At 72.5% G+C, this 16,518-nt stretch carries 13 protein-coding genes; 8 read left to right on the forward strand and 5 right to left on the reverse strand.

The genetic code is table 11. The features are described 5' to 3' along the window. Positions 1 to 3 precede the first annotated feature (3 nt). From WMF28_RS06480 to WMF28_RS06490, 3 genes are all read right to left on the reverse strand, one after another. Complete coding sequence (locus tag WMF28_RS06480) at positions 4 to 894, reverse strand: serine/threonine-protein kinase (RefSeq protein WP_437601194.1); 891 nt, start codon at positions 892 to 894, stop codon at positions 4 to 6. Positions 895 to 1,123: 229 nt separating this feature from the next. Further along, positions 1,124 to 2,926 carry a Rieske 2Fe-2S domain-containing protein gene (locus WMF28_RS06485; RefSeq protein WP_437601195.1) on the reverse strand — a complete coding sequence of 601 codons (1,803 nt, stop codon included), beginning with the start codon at positions 2,924 to 2,926 and terminating at the stop codon, positions 1,124 to 1,126. Between the two features lie 145 nt (positions 2,927 to 3,071). Next, a complete protein-coding gene (locus WMF28_RS06490; protein ID WP_437601196.1) occupies positions 3,072 to 4,238 on the reverse strand; it encodes an RtcB family protein in 1,167 nt (388 codons plus the stop codon). Positions 4,239 to 4,514: 276 nt separating this feature from the next. Between WMF28_RS06490 and WMF28_RS06495 the strand changes: the two genes are divergently transcribed. The 4 genes from WMF28_RS06495 (at position 4,515) to WMF28_RS06510 (ending at position 9,888) form a co-directional block, all read left to right on the forward strand. Further along, the gene (locus WMF28_RS06495) at positions 4,515 to 6,437 is read left to right on the forward strand and encodes a D-glucuronyl C5-epimerase family protein (protein WP_437601197.1); all 1,923 of its coding nucleotides are present in this window, start codon (positions 4,515 to 4,517) and stop codon (positions 6,435 to 6,437) included. A gap of 210 nt (positions 6,438 to 6,647) precedes the next feature. Then, positions 6,648 to 7,997 (forward strand): FIST signal transduction protein, encoded by a 1,350-nt coding sequence (locus WMF28_RS06500; protein WP_437601198.1) that lies wholly within the window; start codon positions 6,648 to 6,650, stop codon positions 7,995 to 7,997. A 36-nt stretch (positions 7,998 to 8,033) separates the two neighbouring features. Next, positions 8,034 to 8,423 (forward strand): tautomerase family protein, encoded by a 390-nt coding sequence (locus tag WMF28_RS06505; RefSeq protein WP_437601199.1) that lies wholly within the window; start codon positions 8,034 to 8,036, stop codon positions 8,421 to 8,423. Positions 8,424 to 8,862: 439 nt separating this feature from the next. Then, positions 8,863 to 9,888, forward strand: coding sequence for a hypothetical protein (locus tag WMF28_RS06510; protein WP_437601200.1), 1,026 nt, complete (start codon positions 8,863 to 8,865; stop codon positions 9,886 to 9,888). Between the two features lie 123 nt (positions 9,889 to 10,011). Here the strand turns inward: WMF28_RS06510 and WMF28_RS06515 are convergent, their stop codons facing one another. After that, positions 10,012 to 11,172 carry a hypothetical protein gene (locus tag WMF28_RS06515; RefSeq protein WP_437601201.1) on the reverse strand — a complete coding sequence of 387 codons (1,161 nt, stop codon included), beginning with the start codon at positions 11,170 to 11,172 and terminating at the stop codon, positions 10,012 to 10,014. A 359-nt stretch (positions 11,173 to 11,531) separates the two neighbouring features. Between WMF28_RS06515 and WMF28_RS06520 the strand changes: the two genes are divergently transcribed. Genes WMF28_RS06520 through WMF28_RS06535 form a run of 4 tightly spaced genes read left to right on the forward strand, consistent with a single transcriptional unit; the run spans position 11,532 to position 14,940 of the window. Then, positions 11,532 to 12,557, forward strand: coding sequence for an ABC transporter ATP-binding protein (locus WMF28_RS06520; protein WP_437601202.1), 1,026 nt, complete (start codon positions 11,532 to 11,534; stop codon positions 12,555 to 12,557). After that, positions 12,554 to 13,390 (forward strand): ABC transporter permease subunit, encoded by an 837-nt coding sequence (locus tag WMF28_RS06525; protein WP_437601203.1) that lies wholly within the window; start codon positions 12,554 to 12,556, stop codon positions 13,388 to 13,390. The genes WMF28_RS06520 and WMF28_RS06525 overlap by 4 nt, the downstream gene beginning before the upstream one ends. 5 nt (positions 13,391 to 13,395) lie before the next feature. Further along, entirely contained in the window at positions 13,396 to 14,526 is a 1,131-nt protein-coding gene (locus tag WMF28_RS06530) for a hypothetical protein (protein WP_437601204.1), read from the forward strand. A gap of 3 nt (positions 14,527 to 14,529) precedes the next feature. Continuing rightward, entirely contained in the window at positions 14,530 to 14,940 is a 411-nt protein-coding gene (locus WMF28_RS06535; protein ID WP_437601205.1) for a hypothetical protein, read from the forward strand. Between the two features lie 654 nt (positions 14,941 to 15,594). Here WMF28_RS06535 and WMF28_RS06540 read toward each other — a convergent pair. Then, positions 15,595 to 16,344 carry a hypothetical protein gene (locus WMF28_RS06540; protein ID WP_437601206.1) on the reverse strand — a complete coding sequence of 250 codons (750 nt, stop codon included), beginning with the start codon at positions 16,342 to 16,344 and terminating at the stop codon, positions 15,595 to 15,597. Positions 16,345 to 16,518: the final 174 nt, after the last annotated feature.

A 16,518-nucleotide genomic window follows, 5' to 3' on the forward strand; every position in this document is an offset into this window, starting at 1 on the left:
AGGCTAGCCCGCCTTGGAAGGCGCGCCTACAGGGCTCGGCGGTCCGGCGCCGGCCGCCTGGTGCAGCGCGTCCGCCATCTCCTCGGCCGCGCCGAAGCGGCCGGTCGGCTCGCGGGAGAGCGCCTTGACGAACCACGCGTCGAGGGCAGGCGTGATGTCGGCAGAGCGCTCGCTCGGGAGCGGGAAGATGCCGAGACGGATGGCGCCCAGCAGGGCCTCGAGCCCCTTCTGCTCGAACGGCGGAGCGCCGGTGAGCGCCTGGTACGCCATGATGGCCACCGACCAGAGGTCCGAGCGGCCATCGACCCCCTTCGGGTTGAAGAACTGCTCCGGGCTCATGTAAACGAGGTCGCCGACGACCGCGCCCGTGGCCGTCAGCGTCGTCCCGTCGGGGTCGACATCTCCCCTGGCCACCCCGAAATCGAGCAGCTTGACGCAGGTGCTCCCGCCGGCGTCGGCGAGGAAGACGTGCTCCGGCGTGATGTCGCGGTGAATGATCCCGAGCCCGTGCGCCGCGGTGAGCCCCTTGCAGAGCTGCGAGACGATGGAGACCGTCTCTTGCAGGGAGAGGCGCGCGGCGCGCGCGAGCCGGTCGGATAGCTTCTCACCGCACAGCAGCTCCATCACGATGTACTGGAGGCCGTCGCCGGAGACGCCGTGCTCGTAGACCTCGGCCACATGAGGGCTCTTGATCCTCGCCATGAGCGCGCCCTCGCGGTGGAACCGGGCAACCGCGGTCGAGTTGGTCGCGAGCGACGCAGAGATGAACTTGACGGCGACGTCCTTGCCGAGCCCGAGGTGACGCGCCGTCCAGATACTGCCGACTCCCCCCATCCTGAGGAGGCTGATGAGCGTGAGGTGCGGCGCGACGTGGGACCCAGGCTCAAGCCGCATCGACGTCAGTATGCATGATGGGTCCTTGCCTGGCCACCGGACGGCGGGCAGCGGAGCGGTTCGTTGCGCCGCCGCCGCCGCCGCCGCCGCCGCCGCCGCCGCCGCCGCCACGGCCTCGCCGCGCGAGGGCGTCCCCTGTCTCGACGGTCGCGGCGCGTCGCGCGTGCCGGCGCGCGACGGGCATGAGCGCGGGGCGGCTCCCCTCGGAGCACGCAGGGCGTCGCGCGGCTCAGTACAGCCCCTCGGGGGGCCGACCATCGGACATGAACTTCTTCGCGACGGCCGCGATCCGCCGCACGCCGAGCTCCTGCCGGACGGGCACGAGGTAGGTGAGCAGCGCCTCGAGGTAGGCGCCGTCGGGCTGCGGATCGGACGCCTCGAGCCGATGCAGCGCCTCGAGCGTCTTCACGGCGTGCGCCGTGAAGATCGGCCTCACCGCGGCGTCGAACGCGGCGAACGGGGCGAGCTCGGCGAAGGCGCGCCGGCGGCCGTCGGCGTCGAGCTCCCGCGCGATCGCGAGCGCCCCGGCGACGTCGCGCGCCTCCACCGCCTGGCGCAGCGCGCCGCCGGACGCTCGCGCCGCGGGCGGGGGCGCGGGCGGGGCGGGGGCGTCGCCGTTGCGGAGCTTGCCGACGAAGCCGGCGGCGAGCACGGCGAGCCGCGCGGCCTCGCGCGGGAGGGCCTCGCGGCCGAGCGCGGCCGCCGCCTCCGCGAAGGTGACGGCGTGGGTGACGTCGAGCACCCCGACCTCGGCGTCGAGGCGCTGTTCCCAGGCCGAATCGAAGCGCGCGAGGCGGACGGCCGCGGCGTGGCCGACCGCGCCGAGCAGCGCGAGCGGGCCGGCGCCGCGCGCGAGCCAGCGCGCGGTCGCCTCGACGGCCGGCCGCTCCCCGGCGAGCACCTCCGCCTCGAAGGCGGCGCGCTCCGCGGGGTCGAGCGGCACCGCGCCTGCGGCGCCCGCGCCTGCGGCGCTCGCCCCCGCGGACCCGGCGCAGGCCTCGGAGCCGGGCAGGGGCAGCTCGGCGAGGCCCGCGAGCGCGGCGCGCGTGGCGGCGAAGGGGGGCAGGCTCGTGTCGGCGGTGGCCCAGGCGAGCTGCACCGTCGAGGCGGCGAGGACCTCGTCGGCCGCGGAGGGGAATCGCTCGGCCAGCTCGAGCGCCTTCGCGAGGAAGATCGCGCCGTGCCCGTAGTCGTAGAGGTGCTGCGCGACGAAGGGCAGGAGCGCCCGGCGCGCGCCGGCAGTGCCGCGGACCTCGACGAGCTCGCGCATCCGCGCCTCGGCCTCGTCGCGCCGCTCCGCCGCGAGCGCCTCGCTCACCTTCGCCGGCTCGTCGAGCTCGAAGTCGGCGATGCGCACGAGCGGCGAGCGGCCCGTCGCCTTGCCGGCGCCCTTGCCGCGCGGGCCGAGCCGGGCCGACGCCTCGCCGATCGCGTGGGCGGCGACCACGAACGCCTCCTCGGCGGGGACCCAGCCGCGCTCGACCCAGGCGCAGAGCTCCGAGAGCAGCACGAGGCCGTGATCGAAGCCGTACTCGGCGCGCTCGGCCCCGTCCTTGGCGAGCACCTCGAACGCGAGGTGCAGGCTGCCGAGGCCGGTCTCCATGCGGTGGAGCCCGAGCGCGCCCAGCCGGAGGCCCTCGCGCAGGGCGCGCGCCGGATCGTCGCGCAGGACCGCCTCGCGCAGGCCGGCGACGAGGCGCCGCACCTCGGCCGCGGTGTCGACGGCCCGGTTGAGCAGCACGCGATCGCCATCGATGCGCGTCGCGTAGCGCCGCACCGGCTCGCCGCCGAACGCGCAGGCGCCCGAGGCGAGGTCGAACTTCCAGTTGTGCCACGCGCACGTCAGCACGCCGCCGCGCAGCGCGCCCTCCGAGAGCGGATAACCCTGGTGGGGGCACCGATCGTCGAGCGCGTGGACCTCGCCGCCCCGGAGGACGCAGGCGAAGCGCCGCCCGGCGCCGTCCTTGCGCAGCACCGGCTCGTCCGCCGGAAACTCGGAGAGAGGGCCCAGATCGATCCAGTCCGACTTCATGGCTTTCCCGCGCGGCGGCGCACGGCACATCCGATCACTGCGTGCGTCGCGCCAGCGACGCCCAGGGTAGCCGAGAGCAGGGCGGGGAGGGACCGCGAATCCCGGGCGCGCGCCGAAAAGGCCCCGCCCGACCCGCGCCGCGCGATCACCCCTTCACGCACAGGACCTGCCGGAGCTCCGCGACGATCTCCACGAGATCGCGCTGGTCCTCCATGACGCGCTCGATCGGCTTGTAGGCGGCGGGGATCTCGTCGAGGACGCCGCCGTCCTTGCGGCACTCGACGCCGGCTGTCTGCGCGGCCAGGTCCTTCGTGGTGAAGCGCCGCTTCGCCTCGCCGCGGCTCATCTTGCGCCCCGCGCCGTGCGACGCGCTCTCGAACGCCTCGGGGTTGCCGAGGCCCCGGACGATGTACGAGCGCGTGCCCATCGAGCCGGGGATGATCCCGAGCTCGCCCTTGCCGGCCCGGATCGCGCCCTTGCGCGTCACAAGCACCTCCTCGCCGAAATGGACCTCCTCGGCCACGTAGTTGTGATGGCAGTAGATGGCTTCCTGGATCTCGAGCTGCGGAAAATGCCGCCGGAGGACGCCCTCGGCGAGGTGGAACATGGCCTCGCGGTTCGCGCGGGCGTACCGCTGCGCCCAGAAGAGGTCGTGCCGGTAGGCCTTCATCTCCGGGGTGCCGGCGAGGAACACAGCGAGCTCGCGATCGGGCAGGTCGCAGTTGTGGGCGAGCTTCTTCGCCCTGGCGATGTGGATCTCGGCGAGCTCCTTGCCGATGTTGCGAGAGCCGGAGTGGAGCATCAGCCACACGCCGCCGCCCGTGTCGAGGCAGAGCTCGATGAAATGGTTGCCGCCGCCGAGCGTGCCGAGCTGACAGCGCGCCCTCGTGAACAGCCCCTGGACCTTCGGGGTCAGGCTCGCGAACTCCTCCCAGAGCGGCAGGCCCGCGAACCCCGTGAGCGGCGTGTCGTGGGCGGCGAAGCCCACGGGGATCGTCCGCTCGATGTCGCTCCGGATGCGCTTGAGGTCGTCGGGCAGGTCGGCCGCGGTGAGGTTCGTGCGGAGCGCGCCCATCCCGCAGCCGATGTCGACGCCGACGGCGGCCGGCGCGACCGCGTCCCGCATCGCGATGACCGAGCCGACGGTCGCGCCCTTGCCGAAGTGGACGTCGGGCATCGCGGCGACGTGGTGGAACACCCAGGGCAGGGCGCTGATGTTGCGCAGCTGCTCGAGCGCGACCCGCTCGACCTCCTCCGGCCGGGTCCACAGCTTGATGTCCACGTTCTTGCCCTGGATCTGCGCGGGTCCCATCCGGGCAGATATAGCGCGCGGCGCCGCGCCCGCTGAGGGAATCGGCGGCTTCGGCCGTCTCCTCCGCAGGGTCGCCCTCCTCCACGCGATCCGCTCCGGCCGTGCATTCCGGACTGACCGCGAGGAGCGCCACCGCGAGCCACATTGTTGGCGCCGTGTTGCGTTGGACAGGGACGCGTGCGCCGGACCGCCGCGGGGGCGCGTACCCCGTTCTGCCTTGCAGGGCCTCGGAGTTGCTGATACGCGTCGATATCGCCGCTTCCGGGGTACTTGGCCATGTCGTCTGCACGCGCCCTCTCCATCGCAACCCTGGCGGCCGTGGCCGCCGCGCTCATCATCGGTTGCGACAGCCGCAAGCCCACCGGCGAGGCCGCGGCCGGCAAGCCCGACGCCGCCGCGCCGGCCGCGGCGGCCGGTACCCCGGAGGTCCGCAAGGCCGTCGCGCCCCCGGCCGACGATCGCTTCGCGGCCCAGATCGCCGCGAATTTGCCCCGGGTGCCCGACCCGGCGATCCAGGTCCCGGAGGGCGGCGGCGCGGGCGCCGAGCTCGACAATGCCACCTTCCGCGATCGCACCATCGCATTTGTCCGCCAGGTCGCCGCGGGCGGCGACAAGGTGGCGTGCGCTCTGTCCCTGTCGTCCAAACGCCCTTTCCGCGCCGTGGTGATGGGGTTCCAGGAAGGGAAGCAGATCGCCCGCGCGGAGGCGTCGGACGCGGGGCTCTGCGTCGCGCTCAAGGAGGCGACGCGCCGGGCCGTGGCCGCGGCGGGGGGCGCGCGCGAGGCGCTCGCCGGCGCGCGGCTCGTCGTGGAGCTGCCGGATCATCATGAGTCGATGGTCGAGAGCGTCGAGCGGAAGGGGAAGGGCGTCGAGCTCACCCAGGGGCTCGTGCCGGTCCGCGCCCTCGACAAGGCCCTTCTCGCGAAGCGCATCGAGGACGGCAAAGGCTATCTGCTACGCGTCATCGACCCGCTGCACAAGGGGGTTCACAAGTACTATCACGCCCCTCAGGACCGGTTCGAGGACGAGCTCCACACGATCTACACCGCCTCCACGGCGCTGACCTTGCTGAAGCTGCACGCCTACAAGCCCGACGAGCGCCTGCTCCGCCAGGCGACCGAGGCCGCCGGCTTCATGATGGGCATGCAGAGCCGCGAGGCGCGCGATCGGACGGCCGGCGCCTTCTTCTACGCGTTCGATCTGGAGCGCAAGCGGCCCGAGCGCCGGCTGGTCGTCGGCACGGCGTCGAAGTCGATCTTCACGCTGATCGAGCTCCACGGCGTCACGAAGGAGAAGAAGTACCTCGAGTCCGCCGTGATCGCGGCCGACTGGCTGATCTCGATGCAGCGGCCCGACGGCAGCGTGCGCTCGGCCCTGGCCGGACAAGAGGGCGGCACATGGAAGGTCCAGGGCAAGGAGTCGACGCTCTACACGGGGCAGGTCCTGTCCGCGCTGTCGCGCACCTACCGGGCCACGAACAACAAGAAATACCTCGACGCCGCGGCCCAGACAGCGGACCTCCTGCTCGCCAGGATCGCCAAGCAGGGCTGCTTCCTCGGCGACGATTACAGGAAGCCCAACCCGATCTCGAGCTCGTGGGCGGTCATGTCTTTGCTCGACTTCGTCAGGGCGAGCGGCGACCAGCGCATCGAGCAGACCGTCTTCCGCTGCGCCGACGATCTCGTGAAGCGGCAGTGGCGCAGGCCCGAGGACGCCTACCGCTACGGCCGCTGGCAGCGGTCGCTGTCGAGCAGCGGGAGCGGGTGGCTCGCCGAGGTGATGTCGGAGGTACACCACCACTGCCGGCAGAAGGGCATGACGGGCTGCGACCGGTACAAGGACGCTGTGGTCGCGGCGATCCGGCAGATCTTGCAATATACCTACGGCCCCGAGAACTCCTTCATGGTGAAGGACCCACAGGCGGCCGCCGGCGGGGTGTTCTGGAGCGTCAGGGATCGCTACGTGCGCACCGACTCGGTGTGCCACGCGATGAACGCATACCTCAACATGATCGACGAGCTCGGCGACGGCCCGCTGCTCGCGCTGCCCGAGCGGCCCCTCGCCGAGCGGATGGCGCTCGCGGCGGAGTCGGCGAGCGCGGGCGCGGCGGATGCCGGGCTCGCCGAGGAGGACGGCGAGGAGAGCGACGAGGCCGCAGCAGGTCAGTCCGGGCCGAAGGACGAGGCGTCGGACGACTGAAGAAAGCGCGCGCCGGCGGGCCGGCGGCGCTCTGGACCACGCGACCGCGACCCCGCGTGCCTCTCCGGGCCGAGCGCTGGAGATCCCAGGGATGAGCTCGCGGAGAGCTCCACTCCTGCGGTCGAAACCGGACAGGGCCGGCGCGGGGTGGTGTATATGGATCCGGCGTGATCGACCCGACCGGGGGCACGGCAGGAGGTCAAGATGCCGATGAGCAACAGCGACGTGGACAGTGGGACCAGCGCTCTTCTCGACGCGAAAGAGGCCGGCGCGAAAGAGGCTGGCGCGAAAGAGGCCGGCGCGAACGAGGCTCCGCGGGGGGGCCGCGCGGGCGCTGAAGGGGCGGCGGAGCGCATGAAGATGGCCACCGCGTCCTCCACGGCGGGCTCGACCGACGTCGCTTTTGCCGAGGCCATGTCCGCGCTCCGCGCGAGCCTCGGCACAGAGCCGGACCAGCTTTTTCTGAGCTACACCGAGGGCCACGATCTCGGCGAGCTCGCGCGCGCCACGGCGGCACTTCCGCCCTCGGTGCGCGTCCACGGATCGAGCTCCTGTCTCTCGGTGATGACCGCCGCCGGGGTCCACGGCGCGCCGGGCCCCGGCCTGGCGCTGTTCGGCATCGCGGACGCGCAAGGGGCCTACGGCGCCGCGGTCGAGCCGATCGGCGAGTCGCCGCGCGCCGCCGCCACCCGCGCGGCGCGCCGCGCGATGGAGGACGCCGGCCGGGCGGGCAAGCCGCCGGCGCTGTTCTGGCTGACCGCGCCGCTCGGGGTGGAGGAGCAGGTCCTCTGCGGGATCGAGGACGCCGTCGGGGCCGATGTGCCGGTGTTCGGCGGCACGTCTGCGGCGGACTCGCTCGACGGGGCGCTGTCGCAGCTCGGGCGCGGGCAGGCGCATCGCGACGCGGTGCTGCTGTCGGCGTTGTACCCTTCCGGCGAGGTCGCCCATGCGTTCGGCTCCGGCTACGCGCCGACCGAGCACCGGGGCTGGGTCACGCGCTCGGAGGGGCGGCGGGTGCCCGAGATCGACGGGCAGCCGGCGGCGGAGGTGTACAACCGCTGGACCGGCGGCATGTTCGCCGCGCAGCTCGGCGGCGGATCGATCGCTGCGGAGAGCGCCCTCTGCCCGCTCGGACGGCCTTCCGGCTGGGCCGGCAAGGCCCCCCAGTTCCTGCTCATCCATCCGAACGCGGTGGACAAGGACAACGCGCTGACGTTCGGCGTGCACATCAACGAGGGGGACGAGCTCGCGCTCATGAAGGGGTCGAGAGGGGGCGTGCTCCATCGCATCCAGTCCGTGGCGGGCGCCGCGCTGGAGGCCACGCGGCCCTCGTTCCAGCCGCAGGGCGCGCTGGTGATCTTCTGCGCCGGGTGCATGCTCGCGGTGCGTGACGACATCGGCCGCGTCGTCCAGGGGATGACCGCCGCGCTGGGGACGACGCCGTTCCTCGGCACGTTCACGTTCGGGGAACAGGGATGCTTCGTCCGCGGCAAGAACCAGCACGCGAACCTGTCGATCGCCGTCGTCCTGTTCGGGCAATCGACGCAGAACGAGCCGTAAAGGGCGGCGGCTGTTGCGCTCTCCAGGAGAACCCCGATGTCGCAGGTGAAGGTTTACGGTATCAAGGACAGGCTCGACCCGGTGAAGGAGACCCTGTCGCGGGTGATCCACGCCTGCGTCATGGAGGCGCTGCAGCTCCCGCAGGACAAGCGGGCGCACCGCTTCTTCCCGATGGAGCGCGAGGACATGCTGGCGCCGGGCGGGCGCACCGACGCCTACACGATCATCGAGATCTCGATGATGACCGGGCGCAGCGTGGAGACGAAGAAGAAGCTCGTGCGGCTCCTGTTCGACAGGATCCGGGACGAGGTTGGCATCGACCACCAGGACATCGAGATCTGCATCTCGGAGTCGCCGCCCCACGACTGGGGGTTCCGCGGCATGCACGGCGACGAGGTCAAGCTGAACTACAAGGTCAACCTGTAGTGTCCCGTCCCTCGACGTCGCGCCCGAGCCACGCGCGCGAGAGCTCGCCCACCCGCGGAGGCGGCTCCGCGCCATCAGGACCCGCGCCAGCGCGCCATGGGCTGGCCCCACGGTCGCCTCCATGGCGCCGATCTCGATAAGCTGGTGCGCGAGCTCCGTGAGCTCCTCCAGATGATCCGGCGCATCTGAGGGATCCCCTCATTTCGTCACGAAATGAGGGGATCCCTCAGATGGCATCCTGCAGACCATGACCGTCGACCAGATCGGTCCCGCCATCGGGTACGAGAGCAGCCGCCGGGGCTCCTCGTGGCGCCCCACGCGGTTCGCGAGGCCGCCTCCCGCCATGGCGCCGCCACCTGCCCGACGGCACGCGTCACCGGGAATCCCTTGATCTTTGCCACCTGAACCCCTGGTGCGCGATCTGCCATGAGCGCCGCGCATGGGAGACGCCGACATCACCTTGCGCCACCTCGCCCGAAGGCGCCCCGAGGACCTGGTGCGTGCCCTCGTCCCCGAGGGGTGCCCCATCGAGGTCCTCGGCTGGGTCGACAGCCAGGTCACCAACATCGAGCGCCGCCTCGATAAGGCTTTGCGCCTGCGGGTCGGCGGCGAGCCGCGGGTGCTGCACGTCGAGTTCTGCTTCACGCTCCGCGACGACGTCCCGGATCGCGTGTTCGAATACCTCGGCTTCCTCTTCGCCGCGCTCCGCCTCGAAGCCCCCGGTGAGCCGGTGCCGCCGATCGAGAGCGTCGCCGTGGTCCTGTCGGGCCGCAGGCGGCGGTTGCCGGCGACGGGCAAGCGCCGCATCGCCTGGCCGGGGCGGCCGTTCAGCGGCGCGCACTTCCGGGTCGACGCCGTCTACCAGCGCACGCTCTCCGAGCTCCGGTCGCGGGGCAGCGTGCTCTGGCTTGTGTTCACCCCGCTCGCGCGTAACGCGACCGCGGCGGCGCTGCGGGACATCGTCAGGGAGATCCATGCGGGGGCGGAGACCGCCGAGGAGCGGGCCGAGCTGTACACGGCGCTCCTGGTGATGGCGACCATCGATCCCTGGGGGCATAATCTGCTGAAGGAGCTCATCGTCATGGTGGAGGACAAGGAAGAGGGGCTGCTCCGGCGCACGCCGATCATCGGGGAGATGATCATCGAGGCCGAGCGACGAGGAGAGGAGCGCGGCGAGCGACGAGGAGAGGAGCGCGGCGAGCGACGAGGAGAGGAGCGCGGCGAGCGACGAGGAGAGGAGCGCGGCGAGCGACGAGGAGAGGAGCGCGGCGAGCAGAAGGCGATCGCGGAGCTGCTCGGTCGGCTCTTCGCGCGGCGGATCGGGCGACGACCGACGGCCGAAGAAGAGCGCTCGATCGTCGAGCGAGCCCGCGCGCTCGGTCCGGGCGAGGTCGAGGATGCCTTGCTCGATCTCGACGGCGAGGCGCTGATTCGCTGGCTTGCGGAGCCGATTCGCCCATCGTAGCTCCCGCAGGAGGATGGTTCTCCGCGCGCGGGAGCGCCGCTGCGGCTCGCGGCGTCCTTCAAGCTCCGCTTCACTCCAGCATCGTTCGATCTCCCCTGACGATGCCGAGGGCGAAGCCCTGGCTCAGCCCGACTGCGTGCGCCGCGCCGCGAGCGCCGCGTCGAGGGCCTCGGTCTCGCGCTCGACGAGCTCGACGTCCAGCTCCGGGGGCGCGGTCTTGCGGGCGCGCTTCTCGGCCTCGGCCATGCGCCTCGCGTCGTCGGGCGCCTCGACCCAGGGGTGGGTGAGGCGCTCCGGGCGCACAAGCGGCATGGAGGGCCGCGGCCCCGCGGTCGCCTGGCGCCCCTCCTCGGCCGCGATCTCCAGCAGGCTCTCGCGGCTGATGCTCACCAGCTCGAAGCGCAGCGCCTCGGGCATCGAGCCGGCGCGCGCCGGCTGCTGCAGGTCGGCCTCGATCGCCGCCAGGGTCTCGTGGCCCACCGACGCCATGCCCACCCGGATCTCGGGCAGCGACGGCTGGATGTCGGCGTCCGGCAGCGACGCGGAGGGCTGGGGCGAGGCCGCGGGCGGCGGGGGCGCGTCGTGGAGCATCACCGGGCGCGCCAGCGAGCGGGGCGGCCCGCCGTTGGCGAGGAGGACCAGGCCCGCGACGGCGCTGCGCCTGCCGGCCGGCGGCGACGGCGCGGCGCGCCTGGAGGGCGACGGCGGCCGCTCGCAGGAGGCCGCGACCGCGCAGGGGGACGGCGGCGGCTCGCGGACCTCGGCGACCGCGCGGCGCGCCGAGGGAGGCGCCGCCTCGATGCGCGGCCGCGAGGCCGAGGAGGGCGCCGCCTCGGTGCGCGGCCGCGAGGCCGAGGAGGGCGCCGCCTCGGTGCGCGGGCGCGAGCGGGTGCGCCGGTGCCCCTTGCGGACCGGCTGCGGCTCCGCCGGGGTGCCCTCGTCGATGGCGCGCAGGCCGCGCTCGATCGCGGGCAGCACGCCCTCCCGCTCCGCCCACGTGGGCATGACCACGCAGAGGATCACCTCCGCGGTCACACCGAAGTACAGGTCGACGGGCGCCGCGCCGCCGTACGGGACCAGGTCCTCGCGCGACAGCTCCACATGCCCGAGCCGGCCCCGGTCTCCGAGGCTCAGCGCAGCCTCGACGATCCGGCTGCGGCCCTCCTTGGACATGTCGCGCGGCGCTCGTCGGGTGACGAGCTGTCCCCGCCGGGTGATCACGAAGGCGAAGTCTGCTCCCGCAGCGACGTAGGTCCGGTCCGAGATCGCGTCGAGATCCACCACCTTCGCACCCTACACGATCCAGGGCGGCAGCGTCCGAGGATCGTGTCTATCCGGGGCCATCAGGCCCCGCACGAGCGAGAAATTGCCGGCGCTGGTTGGAAGATTGCCAGTAGGGCGCAATGCGCCGCGCGCTCCCTGCGGAGTCTCCACGGCGAACGCCGCTCGTGCATCTCCTGCGGAGCGCCTTGAAGATCGGCCGCAACCGCCATGGGCGGGCTCGCACATGCGTTGATGCCGGGCGCTCGATACCGGGTGTGAGCCCAGCCCGCGCGAGCGCGGGGCGGGTGATCCCAGGCCGTGCGTGGAGGCTCCGACACCTCGCCCCATCCCCGGATTCCCACCTGGGCTATGCTCCCGCCGTGCTCGCCATCGAAGCCGCCGCGCTCCGCAAGACCTACGCGGGTCTCTTCCGGCGGGAGGGCCAACAGGCCCTGGCCGGCCTCGATCTCGCCGTCCCCCGCGGCGCCGCGTTCGGCCTGCTCGGCCCCAACGGCGCTGGCAAGACCACCTTCATCAAGACCCTCCTCGGCGTCGTCCGTCCCACCTCCGGCGTCGTCCGCGTCCTCGGCGGCGCCCCCGAGGACCGCGCCGTCCGCGCCCGCATCGGCTATCTCCCCGAGCGCCTTCACCTCCCGCACGCCTGGACGCCGGTCGCCTTTCTCGCCAGCGTCGCCCGGCTCAAGCGCCTCTCGATGACCGAGGCCGCGCTCCTTCGGGATCTCGCCCGCGTCGGGCTCGGCGACAGCGCCCAGCGCCGCATCGGCGGCTTCTCCAAGGGCATGAAGCAGCGCCTCGGCCTCGCCGCGGCCCTCCTCGGCGCGCCCGACCTCCTCGTCCTCGACGAGCCCACCGACGGCATCGACCCCCTCGGCCGCGCCGAGATCCGCCGCCTCCTCACCGAGGAGCGCGCCCGCGGCGTCACCCTCTTCCTCAACTCGCACCTGCTCTCCGAGACCGAGCGCGTCTGCGACCGCATCGGCATCCTCGCCGGCGGCCGCCTCATCCGCGAAGGCGCCCTGGAGGCCCTCTGCGGCAGCGCCACGCGCTTCCGTGTCCGCTTCGCGCCCGGCTGCGATCCGGCCGCGCTCCTCCCGCTCGGCTTCGTCGCCCGCGACGCCGAGGGCGCCTTCACCTGCGACGCCGCGAGCCCCGAGGACCTCAACGCCCTGCTCGACCGCGCCCGCGCCCGGGGCGCCCTGCTCGTCGAGCTCGCCCGGGACATGCGCGACCTCGAGGACGTCCTCGCCGAGGCCCTCGGCGCGCGGGAAGGGCCCGAGGCCGCCGCCGCGGGCGGGGGTGGGCCCGGCGACGGACCGAGCGACGACCCCGGCGGCGGCGCCGGCCGCGCGCGCGCTCCCGCCCGCTCCGCCGGAGCTTCGCCGTGACGACCGTCCTCGCCGTCGCGCTCGACCTCATCCGCGAGGCGGCCTCGCGCAGGTGGTTCCTGGCCCTCGGCGCCGGCATCACGCTCCTGCTCGGCGTCGCCGGCCTCACCCTGCGCATGGACGTCGTCGACGGCGCCCTCGCCGCGACGCGCCTCTTCGGCCAGGTCGTCCCCACCGACATCCGGTCGGTCGACGTCGCCCTCCGGCCCATCTTCCGGGCGGCGGCGTATGTCATCTTCTACGGCGGCCTCGGCTTCGGCGTCCTCGCCTGCGCCGACTTCGCCCCGAGCCTGCTCGCGCCCGGCCGCATCGAGCACCTCCTCGCGCTCCCCGTCCAGCGCTGGGAGCTGCTCGCCGGCACCTTCCTGGGCGTGCTCGGCCTCGCCATGGCCGGCGCGCTCTACGGCGCGGGCGGCCTCACGCTCCTGCTCGCCGTGAAGACAGGCGTCTGGACCTTGCGCCCGGTCCTCGCCGCCCTGCTCGCGAGCGTCACCTTCGCCGCCCTCTACGGCGGCATGCTCGCGGCCGCCGTGTTCGCGCGCAGCGCCGCGCTCTCCGCCGCGACGGGCGGCGCCCTCTTCCTCGCGGGCATCGTCGCCGGCTACCGCGAGCGCCTCGCGACCTTCTTCGAGCCCGGCGCCCCCCGCGCGCTCTTCCGCGCCGTCACCTCGCTCCTGCCGCGCGTCTCCACGCTGGCCGACACCTCCGCCGATCTCGCCGCCTCGGCGCCCGTCGAGGCGCTCGACCTCGCGAGTCAGCTCGCCGGGATAGCCGTCTTCGGCCTCGCCGCCGTCGCCTTCGGCATCTGGCGATTCGAGCAGAAGGATTTTTGAGCACCATGCGTCATCGAGCCTGGCTCCTCGCTGCGGTCCTCCTCCTCGGCCTCGCCGCGTGGCTCATGGCGCGCGGCGATGACAAGACAACGTCCGCGAAGAAGCCGCGCGTTGAGTTCCCGCGCGGCCCGCGCGGCCCCGAGGTCGAGCGCAGCCAGCGCCGCCGCACGCTGCCGCCGCCGCGGGAGGTGGACCCGAGCCAGGAGCAAAAGCCCAGGCGCGACCCGCTGCTGACGGCGCTGCCGACGGACAAGGCCACGTCGGCGGTCGTCTTCGAGGCGAGCGCCATCAAGGAGTCGCCGGCGGGCAAGCTCTGGCTCGACTGCTTGCTCGCCAAGATGGAGATGGATGGCTTCGAGGAGCTCGAGGGTGAGTTCGGGATCGACGTGCTCGAGGACATCGACCGGATCGCGGCGTCGTCGGGGGGCCTCGTGGTGATATCGGGACGACAGTCCCCGTCGGAGCGCCTGGACTCCCTGCGGGGGAGCGGCCGCGCGTACGGCGCGAGAGGTACGCTGTTCGAGGAGGAGGGCTTGCTTGTGTCCGGCAGCTGGGGTGACGGCCTCCTGTTCGTCGGCACGGACGTGCAGGCGATCGAGGCCGCGATCGACCGGCTCGAGGACAACGTGGCGCCTGCGCCGCCGGTGATCCCGGAGTGGGCGAGCTACGGGGATGCGTACGGGGTGCTCTCGGCCGACGATGTGGCGGCGCTCCTCGAGAGGAGCGCGCCGGACATCGCCGAGCGCCTGCGCGGCGCGGTGGGCCAGGTGGAGCTGCATGTCGACGCGTCGGAGGACGTCGCGATCGTGGCCGATGTGACGGGGCCCGTGGCGGCCGACGTGGACGATCTCGGCAAGACGCTCGGGACCGCGCTCTCGCTGGGCCGGCTGAAGGCGCAGGCGGACGGCGAGGAGCAGCTCGCCGAGCTGCTGGATCTGGCGCGGGTGAGCCCGCGCGAAGGCCGCTTCTCGCTGGATCTCGCGCTGCCGCTGCCGATGATCCAGAACGTGCTGGGCCGCTGCCGGGAGCGCCGGAGGGACGGCGGGGCGCCGGGCGAGGAGGGGGCGGGAAGAGAGGCGCCGGGCGAGGAGGCGCCGGGAGGGGAGGGGGGGAGAGGCGCGGTGAGGGCGCCCTGACGCTTGGGTCGCGATCCGGCGATCCGGCGTTGTTCAGCTAGCGCGAGCGACCCGACCCAGGTTGGGGTTGCCGGGCCACTCGTCCGCTTCGCCCGTTCGATGCCCTGCAACGGGATCGTCGACTTTTTCAAGAGCTGCGGGGATGGCATCCTGCCGGACATGACCGTCGACCAGATTGTCGCCGCCATCCGCGCCCTACCTGTCCCCGATCGGCTCCGCGTGATCGAGCTCGTCGCGCACGAGGCGGCGAGCGACGTCCCTGGCGCAGAGGAGCCAGCTCGCTGTGGGGGCGTGACCTTGACCGAGCGGCATGGTCTTCTGCTGGTCGACGCCGACGCCACCGTGCCCGCCGATGCGTTCGATCATCGCCCTGAGCGCGATGCAGGGATGGAGCGCATCCAGGGTGGTTCGTGAAGATCGCCTTCGATACGAGCGCGCTCGTCGCCGGACTGCACCGGGCGCACCCGCTTCATCGTGTCCTGGCATCGACCAGGGCTTCCTGGTGAGGATCGCATCGTCACAGAGGCTCGCCCGCGTCGGATCTTCCTCTGTCATGCGCCCGACGATCTCAAGCATGCAAGAGCGCTGTGCACACACCTGAGCGTGCTCCGCCGACAGGGGCTTATCGAAACCTTTCGCGCCGAAGACCTGCTCCCGGGCTGAGGAATCCCCTCATTTTGTGGCCGCTTCCAGCGAGAAATTGAACATGAAGGCGAGAAGGCGGGAAGATTTCTCAGAGATTTTGCTTCCCGTCTTCCCGTCTTCATGTGAATTCCCCGAAAAATTTGAGGGGATTCCTCAGGCTCCCGGGTAGCGCGATTGCGGATGCGCCCGCCGAACGCCTGGAGCGACAATCAGGTTGAAACCGCTTGAAAAGAGCGAATTTTGAACCGCCAAAACGCCAAGGACGCCAAGACTTGGTTCTCTTCTTGGCGTCCTTAGCGCCTTGGCGGTTCATTTCTCGCTCGATCAACGTGAATGATAGCGTCGTCCTCGCCGACGTTCATCCAGGGCGACGCGCGATGGATGGATGATGGGGTGGAGTCCAGGGTAGCGGCGCGAGAACAGCTACTCCACGGTGGGCTCCAGGAGAGGCTCGCCGCCCGGCGCGCCCGGCTCGGTGCTCGCGCCGTCGTCGTCGCCGCCACCCGCGTTGTTCTTCCCCGCCCCCGGCTTGCGCCCGCCGCCCCGCGCGAACAGCGACGGCGCGATCGCGTCGGCGTCGCCCTCCTTCCAGCGCAGGTACGACACCGCGCGTCGGCATGCATCGTAGGCGTTCACGAGCAGCGTGAACGCCCGCGCGCGCCGCTCGGCCGCGTCGCCTGCCTTCGGCGTCGGCAGGCCCGGCTGCTGGCGGGCGCCCAGCGCGACGAGCAGCTCCGGCCCGAGCTGGGAGGCGCGCTCCACGTCTTTCCACTCGACCGTGGTCCTGTTCTTCACGGCGTCCCATCCCTCGCTGAAGAGCGCCGCGAGCGCGACGAGGTCGTTTGCGGTGTCGAGGTGCCCCTGACCTCTGCGGATCTCGGCCACCCGCGGCGCGTCGACGATCCCCTTGTGCGCCAGCGCCTCCGCCGCGACGAGCAGGTCCTCGCGCAGCGGCGCCGCCTCGTCGACGAGCCGCTTGAGCGCGTCCTGCCCGACCGAGGCGGGCAGCGCGAGCAGGTGCGCGTACCAGGCGGCGAGTGCCGCCAGATTGGCCAGCACCTCGCGCAAGCGGCGGCCTGAGCCGAGCAGCCGCCGCAGCAGCAGCAGCAGCAGCAGCAGCAGCGTCGCACGCGTCCGGGGCAGCTCCGTTGTTATCGCGCCCGATGGATGCATCTCTTGATGCACTTTCTGAGCCGACTCCTTGAGTGCCCATCCGGAGGCTGGAACCCCCAGCCGGCGGCATCCGTATGTTTATCACCCGTAGCGGCAGCCAGCGGGCGCGCGCAGGGCGAGTCAAGGACGCGCAGCGGCAATCGAAGGGAGCCAACCCTTAACGCGCCCGAGCAC

Origin of the sequence: Sorangium sp. So ce590, from assembly GCF_051521365.1 — a bacterium.
In the GTDB taxonomy this organism is placed as follows: Bacteria; Myxococcota_A; Polyangia; order Polyangiales; family Polyangiaceae; genus Sorangium.